This window comes from Curtobacterium flaccumfaciens (assembly GCF_004361695.1).
Classification (GTDB): Bacteria; Actinomycetota; Actinomycetes; order Actinomycetales; family Microbacteriaceae; genus Curtobacterium; species Curtobacterium flaccumfaciens_B.
Genome location: NZ_SNVW01000003.1, coordinates 203,966 through 226,846, shown reverse-complemented (window position 1 = coordinate 226,846; position 22,881 = coordinate 203,966). Strand labels below are relative to the sequence as shown.

Below are 22,881 nucleotides of genomic sequence, written 5' to 3'. Positions count from 1 at the left end.
TTCTCCACAGGCGGGGGCGCCCGGCGACGGGCCCCTCGCCACCAAGTAAAGTAAAGACACACACCGCGCACCAACGATCCCGAGCCCATCACGGGCCGGCCGGGGGTGTCGCTTCCGAGTCCTGAGGAGGACCCCAGTGGCCAAGGCCAAGTTCGAGCGCACCAAGCCGCACGTCAACATCGGAACCATCGGTCACGTCGACCACGGCAAGACGACGCTCACGGCGGCGATCACCAAGGTTCTGCACGACCAGTACCCGGACCTCAACGAGGCCCGTGACTTCGCGCAGATCGACAGCGCTCCCGAGGAGCGCGACCGCGGTATCACGATCAACATCTCGCACGTCGAGTACCAGACCGAGAAGCGTCACTACGCGCACGTCGACGCTCCGGGTCACGCCGACTACGTGAAGAACATGATCACGGGTGCGGCGCAGATGGACGGCGCGATCCTCGTGGTCGCCGCCACCGACGGCCCGATGCCCCAGACGCGTGAGCACGTGCTGCTCGCCCGTCAGGTCGGCGTTCCGTACATCGTCGTCGCGCTGAACAAGTCCGACATGGTGGACGACGAGGAGATCCTGGAGCTCGTCGAGCTCGAGGTCCGCGAGCTGCTCGGCTCGCAGGAGTTCGACGAGGACGCTCCCGTCGTGCAGGTCTCGGCGCTCAAGGCGCTCGAGGGCGACGAGAAGTGGGTCAAGTCCGTCCAGGACCTGATGGCCGCCGTCGACGAGTCCGTTCCGGACCCGGTGCGCGCCACCGACCAGCCCTTCCTGATGCCGATCGAGGACGTCTTCACGATCACCGGTCGTGGCACGGTCGTCACCGGTCGTGTCGAGCGTGGCACGCTCGACCTGAACTCCGAGGTCGAGATCGTCGGCATCCGCCCGACGCAGAAGACCACGGTCACGGGCATCGAGATGTTCCGCAAGCTGCTCGACAAGGCCGAGGCTGGTGACAACACCGGTCTGCTCATCCGTGGCCTCAAGCGCGAGGACGTGGAGCGCGGCCAGGTCGTCGTCAAGCCCGGTTCGGTCACGCCGCACACGGACTTCAAGGCGAACGCGTACATCCTGACCAAGGACGAGGGTGGGCGTCACAACCCGTTCTACGCGAACTACCGCCCGCAGTTCTACTTCCGCACCACGGACGTCACCGGCGTCATCACGCTGCCCGAGGGCACCGAGATGGTCATGCCCGGCGACACCGTCTCCATGACCGTCGAGCTCATCCAGCCGATCGCCATGGAGCCGGGCCTCCGCTTCGCCATCCGTGAGGGTGGTCGTACGGTCGGCGCCGGTACGGTCGAAGAGATCACCAAGTAACTCCGGTTACCTGCGACAGCGGGGTCGGGCCTTCGGGTCCGGCCCCGCTTTCCGTTTCCCTGGAGTTCGCCCGCGTTCGGCGGACAAGACGCCGCGAGCCGGGCACGATGTGCTCCAAGCGGTCGGGAGGTCCGGCCATCGAGCGGCCGGTTCATCCGGTCGGACAGGGAGGCACCATGGCCGGCTTCGACGACATCCAGAAGAACGTCTCCGAGAAGGCGCAAGAGGTCACCGACAAGGCGAAGGCCTTCGTCGACGAGAACCGGGACAAGATCGAGGAGGCCGTCAAGAGCGACAAGGCCGAGGAGGTCTCCGACAAGATCATCCACGGCCTGGCCGACGGCATCAAGAAGGTCACCGGCGGCAAGTTCGACGAGCAGATCGACAAGACCGCGAAGGACCTCGACGACAAGGTCGGGAACGACGGAGCGGGCACGGCCTGACGATCCCGGCACCACCCACGACGCCCGCTCGGCTGCTCGCCGAGCGGGCGTCGTCGTTCGCGGACGATCTGTCGCCCACTCGGGGGTCGTCCACGCAATGGGGGGCAACCGTGTACCCCACACTGGGTCCAGCGGTGGAATTCCGCTGCTCGATACCGTGGAGTTGCGAGGCCGAACCGGCCTCCCGTGGTGACCCGAACACCGCCGCAGTCCGTACCGAGGGATCCCTGCCCGCACGGTGCGACTCCCCCTGCGTTGCGCTCGGCGTCACCCGACGACGACCCGAGAGCACACCCGATGCGTCCTGCCCTGTTCCCTGCACGCCCGCGCGCCCTGGCGATGACCGTCGTGGTGAGTCTGCTCGCCGCGCTGCTGTCCGTGTTCGCCGTCGCGACTCCGACGCAGGCCGCGGACTCGCTCGTCTCGGTCTCGGTGAAGGCGGACGGGTCGGTGCTCAACGGGGCACCGGCGGGCGTGACGATCACGGCGAAGAACACCACCTCCGCCGGCAGCGGGACACCGCTCTACAACCTCGGGTACACCTACCGGCTCCCCGTCGGCGTCGCGTACACCGCGGGCTCCGCCGGCCCCCAGGCCGGGGAACCCACCATCACGACGCTGTCCGCCGCGCAGGGCGGTGGGACGCTCCTGGTCTGGTCGAACGTCTCCGACCTGGTGGCCGGTGACCAGAAGTCGATCGCGTTCACGGTGCAGTCCGTCGACGCCTCCTGGCCGGTGGGGACGAACTTCACCGGGACCGCGCAGGTCGCCGCGAGCACGGACGCTCGGACCCTCCCGACCTACGGCGCCACGGGGACGCCGATGGCAGCGGCCGGGATCAACGCCGCAGCCGGGCAGTCGAACGCCACGACGGTCTCCGCGCTGAGCATCACGAAGGGCGAGCAGAGCCCCGAGAACGAACTCGTCCGCGGTGTGCACGACCACCCGACGGTCTACACGCTGACGATCAAGAACACGGCGCAGGCACCGACCAACGGGGTCGTCGTCACGGACTACCTGCCGGCCGGCCTCGAGTTCCTGCAGTGCGGCGCGATCGACAACACCACCTCCGGCGCGGAGTACCCGGGCGCAGCGTCCCTCACCGCGACCACCGCGTCGAAGGCCACCGGCACGTGGGACGCGACGGCCTGCCGCACGCCGCAGAGCGTCGAGACCGTCAACACCGTCGCGAACCAGGGCTCGTCCGTGTTCACGAAGGTCGTCTGGAACCTCGGCGACCTCGCCAAGGGTGCGACCGTCACCGTCAAGTACCTTGCCGCGGTGCCACTGCGCGCGAACACGATGTCGTTCGCGGGCCAGCCGGGCCAGCCGTCCACGAGCTCCACCGCTCCGGCAGCCACCTCGCTGCAGCAGGCCGCCGACCTCGACAACAACAACGGTGCGTCGACGAGGCAGGACACCGCCGACACCACCTCGAACGGCCACGGCCAGACCAACCTGGTGGACGCGCAGGGCACCTACACGGGTTCGGTCGGCGGCGGTGCCACCTCCGCGCAGAAGGCGAACGCGTCGCTGACGGTCGAGGCGATGGACCTCGCCGTCGCGAAGAGCGTCTCCCCGACCTCGTTCGCAGCCGGCAAGCTCGCGACCTACTCGCTCCTCGTCCGCACCAGCGAGTACGAGTCGTCCGCCGGCATCGCCCTCACCGACACGCTCCCGGACGGCCTGTGCCCGGCGTTCCCCGCGGGGACCCCGACGACCGGCACCCTGCCCGCCGACTGCGACCCGTCGAAGAACGCCTCCCTCGACCAGCAGATGACGGGCGCCACGATCGACTCGGTCGCCTACTCCGCCGCGGACGGCACCTTCACGGTGCGGTTCCACATCGCGGACCAGGCGACGAACGCGGCGCCGACGGTGACGTACAAGGCGCTCATGCGCCAGAGCTACTCCGTGACCGGCAGCGCCGGCCCGACGGCCGCCGGTGACGACTTCACGAACAAGGTCGCGATCGCCGGCACCTCCACCGGGGTCCACGGCGACACCGGTACCCAGAAGGTGGTCGACGACTCGCGCGCGACGATCACGTCGAACAGCCCGCAGATCCAGAAGTCGGTCCTCCCGCGCAGCACGACGTCGCCGGTGACCGGTGCCGCCGACTGCGCTGCGGCGACCGGTCCGTACTCGTCGACGACGCCGACCGACCCGTTCACGCTCAACGACGTGGTCTGCTTCCGCCTGCAGGTCACGTTCCCCGCGGGCGTGCAGAGCCGCAACGCGACCGTCACGGACATGCTGCCCGTGGGGACCTCGGCGTCCGCAGCGCAGTGGGTGCAGGGCACCGACTGGGCGTACGGCTCGGAGAGCACCGTCCCGTCCGCCCAGGTGCAGCTCACCGGCTCGAGCGCGTCGATGGCGTCGTTCTCGATCGGGTCCTCGGCGACCGGCGGCACGTACGTCGACGGTGACACCACGGGCGCGACCGTCGTCCTGTACGTCGCTGCCCGGATCACCAAGGCCGGTTCCAGCACCACCGTGCCGGACATCACCGCGAACCTCATGAAGTTCGCCCAGCAGAACACGGCGGGCTCCGTGACGAGCCTGCGGTCCGCGGCGAACTACAAGGTCGCCGGGCCCGCGTCCGCCACCCTCGCGAAGAGCATCGTGCAGACCGGCAAGGACGCCGCCAGCCTCAGCGCGAACGTGAACCCGGCGAACACCACCGAGGGGCAGGTCCTGCAGTACCGGCTGCGGGTCACGAACCCGGTCGGGACCGGGGGGTCGTACCCGATCAGCAACGTGTCGGTGTGGGACGCGTTGCCCGTCGGCATCGACTGCACGGCGGTGGACGCCTCCGGCAGCGGTGGCACCTGCACGAACACCCCGCCCGCCGGAGCCTCCTCGACCTTCTCGAAGCGGTCCTTCGTCGTCTGGTCGGGCGTCGGTCCGATCGCGTCCGGCGCGACCGCGGACCTGCTCTACACGATGCAGGTCCCGGCGCAGTCGTTCGCCGGCACCGCCTACAAGAACTCCGCCTCGGTCGTGCGCTTCGACACGACCGCCGACACCGGCGTCGCGCAGACCTGGGTACCCGCACCCGTCGCCGGCACGAGCACGCACGCGTCCGGAGCGACCGGATCGCAGCTCGCCGCGGTGGCCGCGAACGACCAGCGCACGGTGACGATCACACCCGTCGTCGTCGCCAAGACCGGCGGCACCGACGGCGGCGCCACGAACCGGTCCGGCCTCAACGCCGTGCCGGGGCAGCCGCTGGCGTACACCTACTCCGTCACCGTGAAGGCCGGCACGAGCGTCGGATCCGCGTCGCTGATCGACCCGCTGGCCGCCGTCACGAGGTTGAAGACGACGAGCGCGACGACCTGGACGCTGGGCATGCCCGGCGCCCCCGGAGCCGCGACGCGTGGCATGACCGACGGTGACACGACGGTCACCTACGGGGGACAGGACTACACCTTCACCGGCGGTGCGACGACGAACACCAACGGCGGCGGCGCGCTCGTCTTCCCTGCGGTGTTCGACAACACCACGGGCAGCGACGTCACGTTCACGGTGACGGTCACCGGGCTCGCGGTCTCCGCCGGCACGGGCGCGTACCCGAAGTCGGACGGCACGGCGTTCGCGCCGTCGACGATCACGAACACCGCGACGTTCCGCAGCACCGACCCGGTCACGGGCGCGTCCGTCGCCCCGACGAAGCAGGTCGCGGTCGGGGTGACGGCTCCGAACCTGGCGATCACGAAGACCGACGACCGGAACGGTGCCGTGGTGTCCGGCCAGGACGTCGTCACGTGGACGCTCACCGCGACGAACAAGTCGAGCACGACCGACGCCCGCAGCGTGTTCGTCGCCGACTGCTTCCCGTCGTCCCTGCAGTTCACCGGCTCCTCGCGCACCGAGGCGACCGGATCGCTGACCCAGGCGCAGCGCGACGCGATCGGTGCCTGCGGGACCGACCGCACCCTGCACGCGTGGGACGTCGGCACCCTCGCGCCCGGCGCGTCGACCACCATCACGGTGACCGGCACCCTCGCCGACAAGGCCCCTGCCGGCACGAGCTACGCGAACACCGCGAAGGTCGTCGGCTCCAGCCTCGACACCGACTACACGACCGCCGGTGCGACCTACGTCCAGACCGCGAGCGCGGACGACACCATCACGGTGGCGTCGCCGTCCGTGTCGAAGCAGCTCACCGCGCCGACGTGGTCGGACACCGACGGCACCCCCGGTGCCGCCGCGACGACGGACCCGAGGAACACGACCGCACTCCCGCTCCGTCCGGGTGACGCGGCCACCTACCGGGTGACGGCGACGATCCCCGCGAACGTGTCCGTCTTCGACACCCGTCTGACCGACGTGCTCCCCGCGGGGCTGTCGGTGGACGGCGCGCTCACGGCGACGACGTCCGACGCCACCGTCACGGCGACCGGCACGGTCGACGCCGCCACCCGGAGCATCCGCGTCGACGTCAGCGACATCGCGACCGGACGGCCCGACGCCGTCACCGTCACCGTGTCGATCCCGGTCCGCCTCACGACGAGCGCGACGGCCGGCACCGCCCTGTCGAACACCGCGAACCTCGCCTGGGACAAGTCCGCGAAGGGGACGGCGCCGACCGACGGCACCGCCACCTCGAACCCGGCGAACGCCACGGTGGTGGCGCCCTCGCTGTCGATCGACAAGACGGCGACGGTCCTCGGGACGACCAGCGACGCGCTGGCCGTGGAGCCCGGACAGACCGTCGGGTACACGGTCACCGTGACCAACGCGAAGGGGGCGTCCCCGGCGTACGGCACCACGGTCACCGACTGCGTGCCCGCGGGCATCGTCGTCGACGGCGCCTCGATCTCGGACGGCGGGACCCTCGGGGCCGCGACCGCGGACTGCGGCGGCGGTGTGGTCACCTGGCCGACGACCACCGTCGGTGGTGCGGGCGCATCGGTGCAGCACACGTACTCCGCGAAGCTCGCGGACGACGTCTCGCTGAGCGGTGCTCCGCTCACGAACACCGTCTCGACCGGTGCGTACCGCAGCCTGGCGACCGGTGGCGCGAGCTACCCCGCCGTCGAGGCCACCGCGACCGTCACCCCGGCGTTCCCGGACGTCGCCGTCGCGAAGGCGAACGACACCGTCGGTGGTCTGTCCTACATCGGCGTCGCCTCGGACTTCTCGGTGACGTTCACGAACCAGGGCAGCGCCGCGACGAAGGTCTCCGCGACGGACGTCCTCCCCGCGAACTGGCAGTACGTCGCCGGCAGCGCCACGATCGTCCGTGACGGGGGAGCCGCCACCGCGGTGAGCGACCCCGCGACGAGCGGCCGCACGCTCTCGTGGTCGGACCTCGGCCCGCTCGCCGCGAACGCCACCATGACCCTGCACTACCGCGCGACCCCGACCTCGGACGCCGCCACGACGCCCGGTGCGGGCAGCACGGTCGCCCACACGAACCACGTCACGGCGACGGTCACGGACGCGTCCGGTGGGACCTCGTACGACGGCGGCACGGGCTCGTTCGTGACCTACCCGAACGGCGGTGACGACGCCGTCGCCGCCGCGCGGATCGCCGCAGCCGACCTCGCCCTCACGAAGACCGCCACGACCGCGCAGGTCGTCGCCGGTGCCACCACCGCGAAGGCGTGGACGATCACGGTGACCAACACCGGCGGCGACGCGGCGCACGGCACGACCGTGGTCGACGCCCCGACCGGCCTGCCCGCCGGCGCCTCGCTGGCGTTCACCGGCACCGGCTGGAGCTGCACCCCGGCCGACGGCACCTGGACCTGCGTCAACGGCGCCACGGTGGCGAAGGGCGCGTCGTTCCCCGAGCTCGACGTCGCCCTGACCCTGCCGTCCGACGCCCCGCTCACCGCGATCCGCAACACCGCGACGATCGAGCAGGGCACCGGGCAGACGTTCGACCCGAACACCGCGAACGACCGCGACACCGCGAGCGTCACCCCGGTCGCGATCGCCGACCTGACGATCACGAAGACGGGACCGTCCGCGAAGGCCCCGGCCGGCGGGACGATCGCCTGGAACCTGTCGGTGCGGAACGTGCAGGACGCGGCCTCGAAGAGCGTCTCGGACGCCCGCGGCACCGTGACGGTGACGGACACGCTGCCCGACACGGTGACCCTGGTGAGCGCGACGTCGACCGACTCCGGCTGGACGTGCGACACGGACGACAACACCGTGACCTGCACGCGTGACGGGCTCGTGAACGGCCAGGCGGCCGGGGCGATCACGATCACCGCGACGGTCCACGCCGACGTCACGGCGACCGAGACGATCACGAACACCGCCGCGGTCGCGGTCGACACGACCACGACCACCGACCCGACGTCGTCGAACGACTCGTCGACGGCGACCACGCGCGTCGACGACGGCACGTCGCTGACGATCGCGAAGCGGTTCGGCCCGGAAGCCAACGGCGACCAGCCGACGGCCGACCAGCCGACCGCCGACCAGCCGACGGCCGAGCCGACGGCCGACCAGCCGACCCTCGTCGCCGGGAACGCCGCCGACTGGACCATCCGCGTCCAGAACACCGGCACGGCCGACGCCCGGAACGTCACGGTGACGGACACCCTGCTGGACGGCACGCGTCTGCAGCCGGACGCGCCGCTCGAGCAGGGCGCCGACACGATCACGCAGACCGACGGCGCCTGGACCTGCACGGCCCCCGCGGCGGACGGCAGCGAGGTCACGTGCGTCCTCGACGGCACCCTCGCCGCCGGGAAGGCGACGACGTTCACGATCACCGTGACCACCCCGTCGTCGATGCGCGGCGCGCTGACGAACACGGCGGTCGTGACGGCTGACAACGCCGCCTCGCAGCAGGGCCAGGCACGCAGCGACGCCACGCAGACCGCGGGCCTGTCGGTGACGAAGCGGGCCGACGTCGAGTCGATCGACGCCGGTCAGGACGTCACGTACACGATCACGGTGGCGAACCCCGACGGGCCGTCCGACCTGCCCGCTGGCGACGACGTGTCGCCGAGCGTGCTGGTGCAGGACACGCTGCCCGCCGGTGTCGAGTTCCGCGGGCTGTCGGCCGAGACGGCGCAGCACTGGACGCTCGTGTCGAACGACGACGGCGTCCTGACGCTCGCCGGCAACGACGGCATCGCCGTCGGGGCGACGGACCCGAACACGATCGTCGTGACCGTGCACGTCCCGGCGTCGTTCCGAGGCTCGGCGATCGTGAACACGGTCACCGCGTCGCCGGTCACCGCGGCCGGCCCGACGGCGCACGACGCCGCGACCGTCGACGTCACCACGCACGCCGACCTGTCAGTCACGAAGGAGCGCACGAGCGCCCCGAGCGCCGACGCCGGCACGGACGTCACCTACGACGTCACCGTGGCGAACGCCGGACCCTCGGACGCGCGGGACGTCACCTGGACGGACACCCCGCCCACCGGGATGACCGTGACGGCCGTCACCACCGACGACGACGCCTGGGAGCAGGGCAGCAGCCCGGCGACCTGGTCGACCGCCACGCTCGCCTCGGGCGCGAGCACGGTGTTCCACGTCACCGCGTCCGTCGCGTCCGGCACCCCGGCCGGCACGCTGACGAACACCGCGACGGTGTCCTCCGCGACACCGGACACCGACCCGTCGAACGACACAGCCGACGCGGACGTCGCCGTCACGACCCACGCGGCGCTCGGGCTGTCGAAGACCCCGGTCACGAAGGTCGGCTCGACGACGGCGTCCGGCCGCGTCACGGCGGGGGCGGAGCAGGTCTGGCTCGTCCAGGTCAGCAACGCGGGACCGTCCGACGAGCAGCCCACCACGGTCGTCACCGACCAGCTGCCCGAGGGGCTGACCTTCGTCAGCGCGTCGAGCGACGGTTCGGTCTGGACGTGCGACGGCACCACCGACCCGAAGGTCGTGACCTGCTCGCTCCCGACGACGATCGTCGCCGGGAAGGACGCCCCGGGACTCTGGATCACGACGAAGGTCGCGTCCGGCTACACGGCCGACCGCATCGAGAACCGCGCGGTCGTCACGAGCCAGGGGACGGACCCGCTGCCGGGCACGAACGACCGCCCGACGACGAGCCCGCTCGACGTCGACGAGGTCGCGAACGTCGCGATCACCCTCGGGCACGAGGGGTCGGCCGTCATCGGCAAGGACCTGCCGGAGACGGTCCAGGTCCGGAACGCCGGCCTGTCCGACGCCGCGGGCGTCACGGCGACGTACACGCTGCCGAAGGGCCTGACCTACGTGTCGACCGAGGCCGACCCGGCCTGGACGGTCACCGGCGTGGTCCGGAACGCGGACGGCTCGACGACCGTGTCGTTCGCCCTGGCCGGCACCCTGACGGCCGGGTCGCTCGCCCCGGCGATCACGGTCCACCAGACGCCGACGGCCGCCGCCTACCCGGGCGTGCAGCCCAGCGCGACGGTCGCCACCAGCACGACCGAGACGACGCTCGCCGACAACGACGCCGCCGACGAGCTGGCGGTCGACCCGGCCTCGAGCCTGTCGATCACGAAGACGCACACGGGTCAGCTGGTGCGCGGGAAGACCGTCGGGTACACCATCACGGTGCGGAACGGCGGTCCCACCGAGGACCCGGGGCCCGTCGTCGTCACGGACCGGCTGCCGGAGGGGCTCGCCCTGGTGAGCGTCAACGACGGTCGCGCCGCGACCTGCACGTCCGGGCAGACCGTCACGTGCACCCTGACGGGTCCGCTCGCGGTGGGCGGGTCGGTGGCGTTCCAGGTCACGGCACGGGTCGCCTCCGACGCCCCGGACCGCATCACGAACGTCGCGACGGTCGCGTCCCCGACGACGCAGGTGACGCCGGTGTCCAGTTCGGCCAGCCCGACCGACCCGCAGCGTGCGGCCGACCCCGCACCGGTGCGCAGCGCACCGAAGGCAGCCGAGCTCGCCTTCACGGGAGCCGCCGGACTCGGGATCGGCGCGCTCCTCGCGCTCCTCGCGATGGCGGCCGGTGGGGTCCTGCTGCTCACGCGCCGTCGCCGTCGAGCGTGACCGGTTGACGGACTGGAGGCGCGGTGCGGGCCCGCACCGCGCCTCCAGGCCCTGACCCGGTCCGGTCACAGGCACACGCGTGTTGCATCGACGACGTGACACGTCTCCGCCGCTCCGCGACCAACGGTCGCGGCTACCACCGCATCCGCAGCGGACGCGGGTTCTCGTACCGTGACCCGGACGGCACCACCGTCACCGACCCGGAGGTCCGGCAGCGGCTCGAGGACTTCGTCATCCCGCCCGCGTGGGACGACGTCTGGATCTCGCCCTACGAGAACGGCCACATCCTCGCCACCGGGATCGACGGGGCCGGCCGGCGGCAGTACATGTACCACCCCTCGTGGCGGCAGCGGATGGACCGCATCAAGTACGACCGTGCCCTCGCGCTCGCCGAGTCCCTGCCGTCCGCGCGCCGCATGGTCACGCAGGACCTCCGCCGACCGGAGCCGGACCGGCAGCGCGCGCTCGCCGCGGCGTTCCGGATGCTCGACCAGGGGTCCCTCCGGGTCGGGTCGGAGCGCTACGCGACCGAGCACGGCAGCCGTGGGCTCTCCACGCTCCTCTGCGCGCACGCCCACGTCTCCGGGGACGACATCGAGCTCGACTTCCCCGGCAAGAGCGGCCAGGAGTGGTCCTCGTCCATCCACGACCCCGACCTCGCGACCGTGATCGTGGGGATGAAGCGGCGCGGGCCGAACGCCCGGCTGCTCTCGTTCCGCGAACGCCGCGGCGCCGAGTGGGAGCCCCTCTCCGCCGAGGACATCAACGCCTACGTCAAGGAGCGCGCGGGCGAGGAGTTCACCGCGAAGGACTTCCGGACCCTGCACGGCACGGTCGCCGCGGCCGTGGACCTGGCGGAGACCGGGCCACAGCCGTCCCAGGCGAAGCGGCGGAAGGCGGTCTCGCACGCCGTGAAGGTCGCGAGCGACGAGCTCGGGAACACCCCGACGGTGTGCCGGCAGAGCTACATCGACCCGCGGTTGCTCGACGCGTACGACCACGGCGAGACCATCGACCCGGCCCGGCTGCACGCCGCCGAGTCCGAGGTCCGGGCACTCCTCTACCGGCAGTGACGCGGAACACGCCGCGATGACGTACCGTTGGACCTCGTGCCCGACCACCCCCACACGGGCACGGAAGGACCCCCACCAGTCGTGACAGACGAGTGCATCCACGGATTCGAGACCGAGCTCTGCGACATCTGCGCCCCGCGCCAGCGAGCGGCGTCGGAGATCCCCACCGCCCCGACCCCCCGGCGTACCCGGATCACCACCTCGCTCCGGACCGTCCCCGGCCAGGCCGCCACCCCCGCGTCCTCGCTGCGGTCCCCGGTCCCCGACCTCCCCGAGGCGCGTGACTTCGCGTCGCTCCGGGCCCACCACGTGACCCACGTGGACAACCTCGACGACATCGTCGGGTCCGGCGCGATCCTCGCGTCCGACGCCGTCACCCCGGTCGTCGACGTCGCGTCCGCCGCCGCCCGTGCGGCGCGTGCCGAGGCCACCGCGCCGGATGGCTCGTCCGTCGCCGGGCACGTGCCCTTCACTCTCTCGCCCGACGCCACCCGCTGGGACGAGCTCCGCAGCGGTGCCGAGGGCGAGCGTTGGTCCGACGCGGCACGCCGGACGAAGGCGATCGAGTACATCATGCTCGTCGTGCCCGTCTCGGCCTTCGGCGCGTCCGTGATCGTCGCCGACCAGGACGCCGACGCCGACGACGTCCGGTTCGCCGTCGGTCCCGAGGCCGCGACGAACCTCATCCGCCGCACGGACTTCACCGACCCGGAGATGCTCGGCCTCGAGCTGCTCGCCGGGCCGAGCGTGCCGTTCTCCGCCGTCGCGGTGATCGGCGTGCCGAACGACCGCGTCCGGCAGACCGTCAAGGCGGTGCTGCAGGACCACGGTGGACACGCTCCCCGGGTTGCGGTCTTCCCCCCGTGGTTCGTCCCCCCGGTCGTCGCCGAGTAGCACGGACGACCGCACCACGACATGCCCTCCGGACCATCTCCGGAGGGCATGTCGCGTGTCGGGGCCGAGCCGCGCCTCCAGGCCCGTGACCCCCGCGGATCCGGGGGAGTGCGCCGGTCGCGACACGCCATGAAATCGCGACACGCCCGGGTTGCACGGATGGCGGTGCCTATGCGAGACTTGTCCGGTTCCGAATTCCGCGCGCTTCGCGTGCGCAGGATCACTGCTCTGGCAGTGCACAACCCCTCTGTTCAGCAGGGCTGGGTTGGGCCGCAGGCAGCAGAACACGATCGAATCCCTCGTGAGCGCCCGGCCACAGCTGTGTCCGGACGTGGGGGAAGCGACATGCCCACGCTGGACGGCCCACGCCGCCCCGCGCGGTTGACAGGAGAACAGCGGTCATCCCCAGCGGATGCGGCCGGTTGGTTCAGGAAAACAGCCAAGTCGTGCAGGAATGCACGGCGCAGGCGGCGTCAGGCGGCCCGAGGGTGCGCGGCGCAGAGAGGACAAAGAGACACATGGCGGGACAGAAGATCCGCATCCGGCTCAAGTCGTACGACCACGAGGTCATCGACACGTCGGCCCGGAAGATCGTCGACACGGTGACCCGTGCCGGTGCGACCGTGGTCGGCCCGGTGCCGCTCCCCACCGAGAAGAACGTGGTCACCGTGATCCGTTCTCCTCACAAGTACAAGGACTCGCGCGAGCACTTCGAGAAGCGCACGCACAAGCGGGTCATCGACATCGTCGACCCGACGCCGAAGGCCGTCGACTCGCTCATGCGACTCGACCTCCCGGCCGACGTCAACATCGAGATCAAGCTGTAAGGGGGCTGGACTGATGGCGAATTCAACCAAGTCCGTCAAGGGCCTCCTCGGCAAGAAGCTCGGGATGACCCAGGTGTGGGACGAGAACAACAAGTTCATCCCCGTCACCGTGATCGAGGTCGGCCCGAACGTGGTCACCCAGATCCGCAACGTCGAGCGCGACGGCTACGAGGCGATCCAGATCGCCGCCGGCGCCATCGACCCGCGCAAGGTCAACAAGCCTGCCGCTGGTCACTTCGAGGCCGCCGGGGTCACCCCGCGCCGCACCCTCACGGAGATCCGCACCAACGACACCGCTGAGTACTCGCTCGGCCAGGAGCTCACCGTCGACACGTTCGAGGCGGGCCAGAAGGTCGACGTCGTCGGCACGTCCAAGGGCAAGGGCTTCGCGGGTGTCATGAAGCGCCACGGCTTCGCCGGCGTCTCCGCTTCGCACGGTGCGCACCGCAACCACCGCAAGCCCGGTTCCATCGGTGCTTCGTCGACCCCGTCGCGTGTCTTCAAGGGCATGCGCATGGCCGGTCGCATGGGTGGCGAGCGCGTCACCGTCCTCAACCTCACGGTGCACGCCGTCGACGCCGAGAAGGGTCTGCTGCTCGTCAAGGGCGCGATCCCCGGTGCCCGCGGTCGCTCCGTCTTCGTCCGCACCGCCGTGAAGGGTAAGTGATCATGGCCACCACGACCGCAACCACGATCGACGTCCTCGACGCATCGGGCGCCAAGTCCGGCACCGTCGAGCTCCCCGCCGAGCTCTTCGACGTCGAGACCAACGTCCCGCTGATCCACCAGGTCGTCACCGCGCAGCTCGCAGCAGCGCGTCAGGGCACCCACAAGACCAAGAACCGCGGCGAAGTCCGCGGTGCCGGTCGCAAGCCGTTCAAGCAGAAGGGCACCGGCCGCGCCCGTCAGGGTTCGGTCCGTGCTCCGGAGCACACCGGCGGTGGCGTCGTCCACGGACCGACCCCGCGCGACTACTCGCAGCGCACCCCGAAGAAGATGATCGCCGCGGCTCTGCTCGGCTCGCTCTCGGACCGCGCCCGCGGTGGCCGCATCTCCGCCGTCGACGGCTTCGTCGCAGCCGAGGTGCCGTCGACCAAGACCGCTCGCACGCTCCTCGAGAAGGTCGCGCCCGTCAAGCACGTGCTCGTCGTGCTCGAGTCGGACGACGAGCTGACGCTCAAGTCGATCCGCAACCTGCCGAACGTCCACGCGCTCTCGTACGGCCAGCTCAACGCCTACGACGTGCTCAAGGCCGACGCGCTCGTCTTCAGCAAGAGCGCACTCGACGCCTTCATCGCGTCGAAGACCGCGAAGGAGATCTCCGCATGAGCGGCTTCAACAAGGACCCGCGCGACATCATCATCTCGCCGGTCGTCTCGGAGAAGAGCTACGGCCTGATCGACCAGGGCAAGTACACGTTCATCGTGGACCCCCGTTCGAACAAGACCGAGATCAAGCTCGCCATCGAGAAGATCTTCGACGTCAAGGTCGCGAGCATCAACACGCTGAACCGTCCGGGCAAGACCCGTCGCACGCGTTTCGGCATGGGCAAGCGCAAGGACACCAAGCGTGCCATCGTGACGCTCAAGTCCGGTTCGATCGACATCTTCACGGCTGTCGGCTGAGGACCAGAGGGATAAATCATGGCTATTCGTAACTACAAGCCGACGACCCCCGGTCGTCGCGGCTCGTCGGTCGCCGACTTCGCTGAGATCACCCGTTCGACGCCGGAGAAGTCGCTGCTTCGTCCGCTGCCGAAGACCGGTGGACGCAACAGCTCCGGCCGCATCACCACCCGTCACATCGGTGGTGGCCACAAGCGCCAGTACCGCGTGATCGACTTCCGTCGTCACGACAAGGACGGCGTGGACGCCAAGGTCGCTCACATCGAGTACGACCCGAACCGCACCGCGCGCATCGCGCTCCTGCACTACGTGGACGGCACGAAGCGCTACATCATCGCGCCGAACAAGCTCAAGCAGGGCGACGTCATCGAGCAGGGCGCCGGCGCCGACATCAAGCCCGGCAACAACCTGCCGCTGCGCAACATCCCGGTCGGTACGGTCATCCACGCCATCGAGCTCCGCCCCGGTGGCGGCGCCAAGATGGCCCGCTCCGCCGGCGCCTCGGTGCGTCTCGTCGCCAAGGACGGCCCCTACGCGCAGCTCCGTCTGCCGTCGGGCGAGGTCCGCAACGTCGACGCCCGCTGCCGCGCCACGATCGGCGAGGTCGGCAACGCCGAGCAGTCGAACATCAACTGGGGCAAGGCCGGCCGCATGCGCTGGAAGGGCGTCCGCCCGACCGTCCGTGGTGTCGCGATGAACCCGGTCGACCACCCGCACGGTGGTGGTGAGGGCAAGACCTCCGGTGGTCGTCACCCGGTCAGCCCCTGGGGTCAGGCCGAGGGTCGCACGCGCAAGCCGAACAAGCCGAGCGACAAGCTCATCGTCCGTCGCCGTAACGCCGGCAAGAAGCGCAAGTAGGAGTTCAGAAGATGCCACGCAGTCTGAAGAAGGGCCCCTTCGTCGACGAGCACCTGCTCCGCAAGGTCGTCACGCAGAACGAGGCCAACACCAAGAACGTGATCCGTACCTGGTCGCGTCGCTCGATGATCATCCCGAACATGCTCGGGCACACGATCGCCGTGCACGACGGCCGCAAGCACATCCCGGTGTTCGTCACCGAGTCGATGGTCGGTCACAAGCTCGGCGAGTTCGCGCCGACCCGCACCTTCCGTGGTCACGTGAAGGACGACAAGAAGGGCCGTCGCCGCTAAGGCGGCGACGCAGAGGAGGAACGAAATGGTGGAGTCGATCGCACGCGTGCGACACATCCGCGTCACGCCTCAGAAGGCCCGTCGCGTCATCGAGCTGATCCGCGGCAAGCAGGCCCACGAGGCGCTCGCCATCCTGAAGTTCGCCCCCCAGGGTGCTTCGGAGCCCGTGTACAAGCTGGTCGCCTCGGCGATCGCGAACGCCCGGGTGAAGGCGGACTCGACGAACAGCTTCCTCGACGAGCGCGACCTCTACGTGAGCCGCGTCTTCGTCGACGAGGGCACGACCCTGAAGCGGTTCCAGCCGCGTGCCCAGGGCCGCGCCTTCCGCATCAACAAGCGCACCTCGCACATCACGGTCGTCCTCGCGACGCCGGATGAGGTCGAGGCTGCGGCGACGAGCAAGAAGGCGAGCAAGTAATGGGCCAGAAGGTCAACCCGTACGGCTTCCGTCTCGGGATCACGACGGACCACGTCTCGCACTGGTTCACCGACAGCACGAAGCCGGGTCAGCGTTACGCCGACTACGTGGCCGAGGACATCAAGGTGCGCGAGTACCTGAAGAAGACCCTCGACCGTGCCGGCGTCGCCCGCATCGAGCTCGAGCGCACCCGTGACCGGGTCCGCGTGGACATCCACACCGCCCGTCCGGGCATCGTCATCGGTCGCCGCGGCGCCGAGGCGGAGCGCGTCCGTGGCGAGCTGGAGAAGCTCACCAAGAAGCAGATCCAGCTCAACATCCTCGAGGTCAAGAACCCCGAGACCGAGGCCCAGCTCGTCGCGCAGGGCATCGCCGAGCAGCTCTCCGCTCGTGTCGCGTTCCGTCGCGCCATGCGCAAGGGCCTGCAGGGTGCACAGCGCGCCGGCGCCAAGGGTGTCCGCATCCAGGTGTCGGGTCGTCTCGGCGGCGCCGAGATGTCGCGTTCGGAGTTCTACCGCGAGGGCCGCGTGCCCCTGCACACGCTCCGCGCGAACATCGACTACGGCTTCTACGAGGCCCGGACCACGTTCGGCCGCATCGGCGTGAAGGTCTGGATCTACAAGGGCGACATCACGAACAAGGAGCTCGCTCGCGAGCAGGCGAACCAGCGTTCGTCGCGCCCCGAGCGTCGTGGCGGCCCCCGTGGCGGCGAGCGCGGCGACCGCCGTGGCGGCGACCGCGGTGGACGCCAGCAGCAGGCCCCGCAGGACGCGCCGGCCGGCGCAGGAGTTGAGGCGTAACAATGCTTATTCCCCGTCGAGTCAAGCACCGTAAGCAGCACCACCCGAAGCGTTCGGGCCAGGCCACCGGTGGCACCAAGGTGTCGTTCGGTGACTACGGCATCCAGGCGCTGACCCCCGCTTACGTGACCAACCGTCAGATCGAGTCCGCTCGTATCGCCATGACGCGTCACATCAAGCGTGGCGGCAAGGTGTGGATCAACATCTACCCGGACCGTCCGCTCACCAAGAAGCCGGCTGAGACCCGCATGGGTTCCGGTAAGGGCTCGCCCGAGTGGTGGGTCGCCAACGTCAAGCCGGGTCGCGTGCTCTTCGAGCTCTCCGGCGTCAGCGAGGACATCGCCCGTGAGGCGCTGACTCGTGCAATCCACAAGCTGCCCCTCAAGGCACGCATCATCAAGCGCGAGGAGGGCGACGCATAATGGCGATCGGTTCCAAGGAGCTCCGTCCGACGGAGCTCGACACGTTCGAGAACGAGCGTCTTGCTGACGAGCTGAAGAAGGCCAAGGAGGAACTCTTCAACCTCCGCTTCCAGTCGGCCACCGGCCAGCTGGAGAGCCACGGTCGTCTCCGTGCCGTCAAGCGCGACATCGCCCGTATCTACACCGTCCTCCGCGAGCGCGAGCTCGGCATCCGTGCCACTCCCGCGCCCGTCGAGACCGCCACCAAGGCCAAGAAGACGACCAAGAAGGCTGAGAAGCCGGCTGAGTCGACCGAGGCCGAGACCGCCGAGGAGAAGTAATGGCGAACGAAGAGAAGACCTCCGCCGCCTCCGCTCGCGGCTACCGCAAGACGCGTCGTGGCTACGTCACGAGCGACAAGATGGACAAGACCATCGTGGTCGAGGTCGAGGACCGCGTGAAGCACGCGCTCTACGGCAAGATCATCCGTCGCACGTCCAAGGTGAAGGCCCACGACGAGCTCGGCACCGCTGGTGTCGGCGACCTCGTCGTGATCAGCGAGACCCGTCCCCTCAGCGCTTCCAAGCGCTGGCGCCTGGTCGAGATCCTCGAGAAGGCCAAGTAGGCCTCGGCCTGCTTCGGAATAGGAGACAGCAGTGATTCAGCAGGAATCCCGCCTCAAGGTCGCCGACAACACGGGTGCCAAGGAGATCTTGACCATCCGCGTGCTCGGTGGCTCGGGTCGTCGCTACGCCGGTCTCGGTGACGTCATCGTCGCCACGGTGAAGGACGCCATCCCCGGCGGCAACGTGAAGAAGGGTGACGTCGTCAAGGCGGTCATCGTTCGCACCAAGAAGGAAGTCCGTCGTCAGGACGGCTCCTACATCAAGTTCGACGAGAACGCGGCAGTGATCCTCAAGGCCGACGGCGACCCGCGCGGTACGCGCATCTTCGGTCCGGTCGGTCGCGAGCTCCGTGACAAGAAGTTCATGAAGATCATCTCGCTCGCGCCGGAGGTGCTGTAAGCCATGGCGAACATCAAGAAGGGTGACCTCGTCGAGGTCATCGCGGGCGCCACGCAGGAGCGTGGCGGCGACCGCGGCAAGCAGGGCAAGGTCATCGAGGTGCTCCGCGACAAGGAGCGCGTCGTCGTCGAGGGCGTGAACTTCGTCACGAAGCACGTCCGCGTCGGCCAGACCCAGCGCGGTTCGAAGACCGGTGGCATCGAGCAGCACGAGGCCCCGATCCACGTCTCGAACGTCGCCATCGTCGACCCGAAGACCAAGAAGCCGACCCGCGTCGGTTTCCGCACCGAAGAGGTGGAGAAGGACGGCGTCAAGAAGACCGTCCGCGTCCGCTACGCCAAGAAGTCGGGTGAGAAGCTCTGATGACCGACACGACTGCCGCGCCGGCGACCAAGGTCGACCCGCGCCTCAAGCAGAAGTACAAGAACGAGATCAAGGCTGCCCTCACCGAGCAGTTCGGGTACGCGAACGTCAACCAGGTCCCCGGCCTGGTCAAGGTCGTCGTGAACACCGGCGTCGGCGAGGCGGCTCGTGACTCGAAGATCATCGAGGGGGCCATCAAGGACCTCACGGCGATCACGGGTCAGAAGCCCCAGGTCACGAAGGCCCGCAAGTCCATCGCGCAGTTCAAGCTGCGTGAGGGCCAGGCCATCGGCGCGCACGTCACCCTCCGTGGTGACCGCGCGTGGGAGTTCATCGACCGCCTGGTGACGCTCGCACTGCCCCGCATCCGCGACTTCCGCGGGCTCAGCGACAAGCAGTTCGACGGCAACGGCAACTACACGTTCGGTCTCACGGAGCAGTCCGTGTTCCACGAGATCGACCAGGACCGCATCGACCGCGTGCGTGGCTTCGACATCACCGTCGTGACCACCGCGAAGACGGACGACGAGGGCCGCGCGCTGCTTCGCCAGCTCGGGTTCCCGTTCCGTTCGGCCGAGCAGACGGTCTAAGCTACTTCGGGCGGTGCGGGCCGGAGGATTCACGTCCTCCGGCCCGCACGCACGAACACACCGATCCAGGGGAACCGCCCCCGGATCACCCGATCGCTCAGGTCGGCATTCGTGGAACGGGTGTCGAAACCAGGCGAAGAATGGACGACCATCATGACGATGACCGATCCGGTCGCAGACATGCTGACCAGATTGCGGAACGCGAACTCGGCGCACCACGACGACGTCTCGCTTCCCAGCTCCAAGTTGAAGAAGAACATCGCTGAGATCCTCAAGCGCGAGGGTTACATCAGCGAGTGGAAGGTCGAGGACGCCCGCGTCGGGCAGACCCTCACGATCGACCTGAAGTACGGCCCCGAGCGCGAGCGTTCGATCGCCGGCATCAAGCGCGTCTCGAAGCCCGGTCTCCGGGTCTACGCGAAGTCGACGGAGATCCCCCAGGTCCTCGGTGGCCTCGGCGTGGCGATCCTCTCGACGTCGTCGGGACTGCTCACCGACCGCGAAGCCGAGCAGAAGGGCGTGGGTGGGGAAGTCCTCGCCTACGTGTGGTGATCGAACATGTCTCGAATCGGACGTCTTCCCATTGACATCCCCGCTGGCGTGACCGTCTCCATCGACGGCCAGAACGTCGCGGTCAAGGGCCCGAAGGGCGAGCTCGCGCTCGTCGTCGCAGAGCCCATCCAGGCCAAGGTCGAGGAGAACCAGGTCCTCGTCACCCGTCCGGACGACGAGCGCAGCTCGCGTGCGCTGCACGGCCTGACCCGCACCCTCATCGCGAACAACATCGTCGGCGTGACCCAGGGCTACACCAAGGGCCTCGAGGTCGTCGGCACCGGTTACCGCGTGCAGGCGAAGGGCAACAACGTCGAGTTCGCGCTCGGGTACTCCCACCCGATCACGGTCGAGCCGCCGGCTGGCATCAGCTTCACCGTCGAGGGCAACAACAAGCTCACCGTCGTCGGCATCGACAAGCAGTCCGTCGGCGAGGTCGCTGCAAACATCCGCAAGCTGCGCAAGCCCGAGCCCTACAAGGGCAAGGGTGTCCGCTACGCGGGCGAGATCGTGCGCCGCAAGGCCGGAAAGTCAGGTAAGTGATCATGGCCATCGGAATCCGAGGCAAGAGCAAGTCGGCCGCCAAGGCGCGCCGTCACAACCGTCTCCGCAAGAAGATCACCGGCACCGAGGTGCGTCCGCGTCTCGCCGTCACCCGTTCGTCGCGTCACGTGTTCGTCCAGGTCATCGACGACGCCAAGGGCCACACGCTGGCCAGCGCGTCGACGATGGAGGCCGACCTCCGTTCGTTCGACGGCGACAAGACGGCCAAGGCCCGTCGCGTCGGCGAGCTCCTCGCCGAGCGCGCGAAGGCAGCCGGCGTCGAGGCCGTGGTCTTCGACCGCGGTGGTAGCAAGTACGCCGGTCGCGTCGCCGCGATCGCCGATGGTGCCCGTGAAGGAGGGCTGAACCTGTGAGCGACATCGCGAACACGAACGAAGACGCCAACGTCGAAGCGACCGAGGCCGTCGAGCCCACCGAGGCCACGGCGACCACCGAGTCGACCGAGGCTGCTGAGGCGACCGACGCCGAGGCCACGAGCACCGAGGCCCCCGCGGCCAAGGAGCCCGAGGTCCCCGTCGTCGAGCGTCCCGTCGAGACCGCTGCGGGTTCGGCATCGAACAACCGCGACTCCGCTGACAACCGTGGCCGCCGTGGTGGCGGACGCGACCGTCAGCAGGGTGGCGGCCGTGGCAACGACCGCAACGGGCGGGGTGGCGACAGCCAGTTCCTCGAGCGCGTCGTGACCATCAACCGCGTCTCCAAGGTCGTCAAGGGTGGTCGTCGCTTCAGCTTCACCGCGCTCGTCGTCGTCGGTGACGGCAACGGTCTCGTGGGCGTCGGCTACGGCAAGGCCCGCGAGGTCCCGACCGCCATCTCGAAGGGTGTCGAGGAAGCGAAGAAGAACTTCTTCCGCGTCCCCCGCGTCGGCAACACGATCCCGCACCCGGTGCAGGGCGAGGCCGCTGCCGGTGTCGTGCTCCTCCGTCCGGCCGCTGCCGGTACCGGTGTCATCGCCGGTGGTCCGGTCCGCGCCGTCCTCGAGTGCGCCGGCATCCACGACGTCCTGAGCAAGTCGCTCGGTTCGTCGAACACGATCAACATCGTGCACGCGACCGTCACGGCGCTGAAGCAGCTCGAGGAGCCCCGCGCGGTCGCGAGCCGCCGCGGTCTCCCGGTGGACCGGGTCGTCCCGGACCGTCTGCTCCAGGCCGAGGCCGCTGCTCTGCGTGCCGCGTCCGAGAAGGCAGGTGCGTGATGGCGATGCTGAAGATCACGCAGACGAAGTCCGTTATCAGCGAGAAGCAGTACCAGCGCGACACGCTCCGCAGCCTGGGTCTCAAGCGCATCGGCCGTACGGTCCTGCGTGAGGACAACGCCCAGAACCGCGGGTACGTCGCAACGGTGGCGCACCTCGTGAAGGTCGAGGAGGTCGACGCATGAGCGACGAGAAGAACGAGCGCGTCCAGGTGCTGAAGCTGCACCACCTCCGCCCCGCCGAGGGTGCCAAGAAGGCACGCACCCGCGTCGGTCGTGGTGAGGGCTCGAAGGGCAAGACCGCCGGCCGTGGTACCAAGGGCCAGAAGGCTCGTTACCAGGTCAAGGTCGGCTTCGAGGGTGGGCAGATGCCGCTGCACATGCGCACCCCGAAGCTCCGCGGGTTCAAGAACCCGTTCCGTGTCGAGTACCAGGTCGTGAACCTGGACAAGATCGCGGAGCTCTACCCCAACGGTGGCGACGTCACCGTCGCGGACCTGGTCGCCAAGGGCGCCGTCCGCAAGAACGAGAAGGTCAAGGTTCTCGGTCAGGGTGACATCAGCGTGAAGCTCACGGTCTCGGTCGACAAGGTCTCGGCGTCCGCCGCCGAGAAGATCGCGGCTGCTGGCGGCACCGTCTCCCAGTAACCCCG

The 22,881-nt window shown here is 69.5% G+C and carries 26 protein-coding genes; 25 read left to right on the top strand and 1 reads right to left on the bottom strand.

Features of this window, described 5'->3' with window-relative positions; all coding sequences use genetic code 11:
- Positions 1-136 precede the first annotated feature (136 nt).
- The 19 genes from tuf to rplE all read left to right on the top strand — a co-directional run bounded on the left by tuf (position 137) and on the right by rplE (position 19,919).
- Positions 137-1,324: an elongation factor Tu gene (gene tuf, locus EDF64_RS05915; RefSeq protein ID WP_071292550.1), complete on the top strand. Its 1,188-nt coding sequence runs from the start codon at positions 137-139 to the stop codon at positions 1,322-1,324.
- Between the two features lie 176 nt (positions 1,325-1,500).
- Positions 1,501-1,767, top strand: a complete 267-nt coding sequence (locus EDF64_RS05910; protein ID WP_133519112.1) for an Rv0909 family putative TA system antitoxin — start codon at positions 1,501-1,503, stop codon at positions 1,765-1,767.
- 297 nt (positions 1,768-2,064) lie between these two features.
- Positions 2,065-10,752: an isopeptide-forming domain-containing fimbrial protein gene (locus tag EDF64_RS05905; protein ID WP_133519111.1), complete on the top strand. Its 8,688-nt coding sequence runs from the start codon at positions 2,065-2,067 to the stop codon at positions 10,750-10,752.
- A 95-nt stretch (positions 10,753-10,847) separates the two neighbouring features.
- Complete coding sequence (locus EDF64_RS05900) at positions 10,848-11,825, top strand: DNA topoisomerase IB (RefSeq protein WP_133519110.1); 978 nt, start codon at positions 10,848-10,850, stop codon at positions 11,823-11,825.
- Between the two features lie 81 nt (positions 11,826-11,906).
- Positions 11,907-12,719 carry a DarT ssDNA thymidine ADP-ribosyltransferase family protein gene (locus tag EDF64_RS05895; RefSeq protein WP_166645618.1) on the top strand — a complete coding sequence of 271 codons (813 nt, stop codon included), beginning with the start codon at positions 11,907-11,909 and terminating at the stop codon, positions 12,717-12,719.
- A 518-nt stretch (positions 12,720-13,237) separates the two neighbouring features.
- On the top strand, positions 13,238-13,546 hold the full coding sequence (gene rpsJ / locus EDF64_RS05890) for a 30S ribosomal protein S10 (protein WP_022903286.1): 309 nt from the start codon (positions 13,238-13,240) through the stop codon (positions 13,544-13,546).
- Between the two features lie 13 nt (positions 13,547-13,559).
- Positions 13,560-14,213 carry a 50S ribosomal protein L3 gene (gene rplC / locus EDF64_RS05885; protein ID WP_133519108.1) on the top strand — a complete coding sequence of 218 codons (654 nt, stop codon included), beginning with the start codon at positions 13,560-13,562 and terminating at the stop codon, positions 14,211-14,213.
- Between the two features lie 2 nt (positions 14,214-14,215).
- On the top strand, positions 14,216-14,875 hold the full coding sequence (gene rplD, locus EDF64_RS05880) for a 50S ribosomal protein L4 (protein ID WP_071292545.1): 660 nt from the start codon (positions 14,216-14,218) through the stop codon (positions 14,873-14,875).
- Positions 14,872-15,171 carry a 50S ribosomal protein L23 gene (gene rplW, locus EDF64_RS05875; protein ID WP_022903283.1) on the top strand — a complete coding sequence of 100 codons (300 nt, stop codon included), beginning with the start codon at positions 14,872-14,874 and terminating at the stop codon, positions 15,169-15,171. The genes rplD and rplW overlap by 4 nt, the downstream gene beginning before the upstream one ends.
- Positions 15,172-15,189: 18 nt before the next feature.
- A complete protein-coding gene (gene rplB, locus EDF64_RS05870) occupies positions 15,190-16,029 on the top strand; it encodes a 50S ribosomal protein L2 (protein WP_133519107.1) in 840 nt (279 codons plus the stop codon).
- An 11-nt stretch (positions 16,030-16,040) separates the two neighbouring features.
- Entirely contained in the window at positions 16,041-16,322 is a 282-nt protein-coding gene (rpsS, locus tag EDF64_RS05865; RefSeq protein ID WP_022906343.1) for a 30S ribosomal protein S19, read from the top strand.
- 25 nt (positions 16,323-16,347) lie between these two features.
- Positions 16,348-16,740 (top strand): 50S ribosomal protein L22, encoded by a 393-nt coding sequence (gene rplV / locus EDF64_RS05860; RefSeq protein ID WP_022906344.1) that lies wholly within the window; start codon positions 16,348-16,350, stop codon positions 16,738-16,740.
- Positions 16,740-17,540, top strand: coding sequence for a 30S ribosomal protein S3 (gene rpsC, locus EDF64_RS05855; RefSeq protein WP_071292543.1), 801 nt, complete (start codon positions 16,740-16,742; stop codon positions 17,538-17,540). Before rplV ends, rpsC begins: the two co-directional genes overlap by 1 nt.
- Positions 17,541-17,542: 2 nt before the next feature.
- Positions 17,543-17,962 carry a 50S ribosomal protein L16 gene (rplP, locus tag EDF64_RS05850; protein WP_065960031.1) on the top strand — a complete coding sequence of 140 codons (420 nt, stop codon included), beginning with the start codon at positions 17,543-17,545 and terminating at the stop codon, positions 17,960-17,962.
- Positions 17,962-18,282, top strand: a complete 321-nt coding sequence (gene rpmC / locus EDF64_RS18590) for a 50S ribosomal protein L29 (protein ID WP_071292542.1) — start codon at positions 17,962-17,964, stop codon at positions 18,280-18,282. Before rplP ends, rpmC begins: the two co-directional genes overlap by 1 nt.
- Positions 18,282-18,566, top strand: a complete 285-nt coding sequence (gene rpsQ, locus EDF64_RS05840) for a 30S ribosomal protein S17 (RefSeq protein WP_022906348.1) — start codon at positions 18,282-18,284, stop codon at positions 18,564-18,566. The genes rpmC and rpsQ overlap by 1 nt, the downstream gene beginning before the upstream one ends.
- 31 nt (positions 18,567-18,597) lie before the next feature.
- The gene (gene rplN, locus EDF64_RS05835; protein ID WP_071292541.1) at positions 18,598-18,966 is read left to right on the top strand and encodes a 50S ribosomal protein L14; all 369 of its coding nucleotides are present in this window, start codon (positions 18,598-18,600) and stop codon (positions 18,964-18,966) included.
- A 3-nt stretch (positions 18,967-18,969) separates the two neighbouring features.
- A complete protein-coding gene (gene rplX, locus EDF64_RS05830; protein ID WP_071292540.1) occupies positions 18,970-19,329 on the top strand; it encodes a 50S ribosomal protein L24 in 360 nt (119 codons plus the stop codon).
- Positions 19,329-19,919 carry a 50S ribosomal protein L5 gene (rplE, locus tag EDF64_RS05825; RefSeq protein ID WP_071292539.1) on the top strand — a complete coding sequence of 197 codons (591 nt, stop codon included), beginning with the start codon at positions 19,329-19,331 and terminating at the stop codon, positions 19,917-19,919. Before rplX ends, rplE begins: the two co-directional genes overlap by 1 nt.
- A gap of 29 nt (positions 19,920-19,948) precedes the next feature.
- Here the strand turns inward: rplE and EDF64_RS18120 are convergent, their stop codons facing one another.
- A complete protein-coding gene (locus EDF64_RS18120) occupies positions 19,949-20,179 on the bottom strand; it encodes a hypothetical protein (RefSeq protein ID WP_166645607.1) in 231 nt (76 codons plus the stop codon).
- Here EDF64_RS18120 and rpsH point away from each other — a divergent pair.
- From rpsH to rplO, 6 genes are read left to right on the top strand one after another with little or no spacing between them, the layout of a single operon-like run.
- Positions 20,073-20,471, top strand: a complete 399-nt coding sequence (gene rpsH / locus EDF64_RS05820) for a 30S ribosomal protein S8 (protein WP_071292538.1) — start codon at positions 20,073-20,075, stop codon at positions 20,469-20,471. The genes EDF64_RS18120 and rpsH overlap by 107 nt on opposite strands.
- Before the next feature lie 6 nt (positions 20,472-20,477).
- The gene (gene rplF / locus EDF64_RS05815) at positions 20,478-21,014 is read left to right on the top strand and encodes a 50S ribosomal protein L6 (RefSeq protein ID WP_133519106.1); all 537 of its coding nucleotides are present in this window, start codon (positions 20,478-20,480) and stop codon (positions 21,012-21,014) included.
- Between the two features lie 2 nt (positions 21,015-21,016).
- A complete protein-coding gene (rplR, locus tag EDF64_RS05810) occupies positions 21,017-21,388 on the top strand; it encodes a 50S ribosomal protein L18 (protein WP_071292536.1) in 372 nt (123 codons plus the stop codon).
- Entirely contained in the window at positions 21,385-22,230 is an 846-nt protein-coding gene (rpsE, locus tag EDF64_RS05805) for a 30S ribosomal protein S5 (protein WP_071292535.1), read from the top strand. The genes rplR and rpsE overlap by 4 nt, the downstream gene beginning before the upstream one ends.
- Positions 22,230-22,415 carry a 50S ribosomal protein L30 gene (gene rpmD / locus EDF64_RS05800; protein WP_022906355.1) on the top strand — a complete coding sequence of 62 codons (186 nt, stop codon included), beginning with the start codon at positions 22,230-22,232 and terminating at the stop codon, positions 22,413-22,415. Before rpsE ends, rpmD begins: the two co-directional genes overlap by 1 nt.
- The gene (rplO, locus tag EDF64_RS05795) at positions 22,412-22,876 is read left to right on the top strand and encodes a 50S ribosomal protein L15 (RefSeq protein ID WP_022906356.1); all 465 of its coding nucleotides are present in this window, start codon (positions 22,412-22,414) and stop codon (positions 22,874-22,876) included. Before rpmD ends, rplO begins: the two co-directional genes overlap by 4 nt.
- Positions 22,877-22,881: the final 5 nt, after the last annotated feature.

Bases quoted from the DNA above. Each gene is read 5' to 3' on its own strand.
- rpsC (WP_071292543.1), top strand. From the start codon at position 16,740: ATGGGCCAGAAGGTCAACCCGTACGGCTTCCGTCTCGGGATCACGACG.
- rpmC (WP_071292542.1), top strand. From the start codon at position 17,962: ATGGCGATCGGTTCCAAGGAGCTCCGTCCGACGGAGCTCGACACGTTC.
- rpsJ (WP_022903286.1), top strand. From the start codon at position 13,238: ATGGCGGGACAGAAGATCCGCATCCGGCTCAAGTCGTACGACCACGAG.
- EDF64_RS05905 (WP_133519111.1), top strand. From the start codon at position 2,065: ATGCGTCCTGCCCTGTTCCCTGCACGCCCGCGCGCCCTGGCGATGACC.
- rpsS (WP_022906343.1), top strand. From the start codon at position 16,041: ATGCCACGCAGTCTGAAGAAGGGCCCCTTCGTCGACGAGCACCTGCTC.
- rpmD (WP_022906355.1), top strand. From the start codon at position 22,230: ATGGCGATGCTGAAGATCACGCAGACGAAGTCCGTTATCAGCGAGAAG.
- rplV (WP_022906344.1), top strand. From the start codon at position 16,348: ATGGTGGAGTCGATCGCACGCGTGCGACACATCCGCGTCACGCCTCAG.
- rplB (WP_133519107.1), top strand. From the start codon at position 15,190: ATGGCTATTCGTAACTACAAGCCGACGACCCCCGGTCGTCGCGGCTCG.
- rplC (WP_133519108.1), top strand. From the start codon at position 13,560: ATGGCGAATTCAACCAAGTCCGTCAAGGGCCTCCTCGGCAAGAAGCTC.
- rplO (WP_022906356.1), top strand. From the start codon at position 22,412: ATGAGCGACGAGAAGAACGAGCGCGTCCAGGTGCTGAAGCTGCACCAC.
- EDF64_RS05910 (WP_133519112.1), top strand. From the start codon at position 1,501: ATGGCCGGCTTCGACGACATCCAGAAGAACGTCTCCGAGAAGGCGCAA.
- rplW (WP_022903283.1), top strand. From the start codon at position 14,872: ATGAGCGGCTTCAACAAGGACCCGCGCGACATCATCATCTCGCCGGTC.
- rplE (WP_071292539.1), top strand. From the start codon at position 19,329: ATGACCGACACGACTGCCGCGCCGGCGACCAAGGTCGACCCGCGCCTC.
- EDF64_RS18120 (WP_166645607.1), bottom strand. From the start codon at position 20,179: ATGTTCTTCTTCAACTTGGAGCTGGGAAGCGAGACGTCGTCGTGGTGC.
- rplP (WP_065960031.1), top strand. From the start codon at position 17,543: ATGCTTATTCCCCGTCGAGTCAAGCACCGTAAGCAGCACCACCCGAAG.
- rplD (WP_071292545.1), top strand. From the start codon at position 14,216: ATGGCCACCACGACCGCAACCACGATCGACGTCCTCGACGCATCGGGC.
- rplF (WP_133519106.1), top strand. From the start codon at position 20,478: ATGTCTCGAATCGGACGTCTTCCCATTGACATCCCCGCTGGCGTGACC.
- rpsQ (WP_022906348.1), top strand. From the start codon at position 18,282: ATGGCGAACGAAGAGAAGACCTCCGCCGCCTCCGCTCGCGGCTACCGC.
- rplR (WP_071292536.1), top strand. From the start codon at position 21,017: ATGGCCATCGGAATCCGAGGCAAGAGCAAGTCGGCCGCCAAGGCGCGC.
- rplX (WP_071292540.1), top strand. From the start codon at position 18,970: ATGGCGAACATCAAGAAGGGTGACCTCGTCGAGGTCATCGCGGGCGCC.
- rpsH (WP_071292538.1), top strand. From the start codon at position 20,073: ATGACGATGACCGATCCGGTCGCAGACATGCTGACCAGATTGCGGAAC.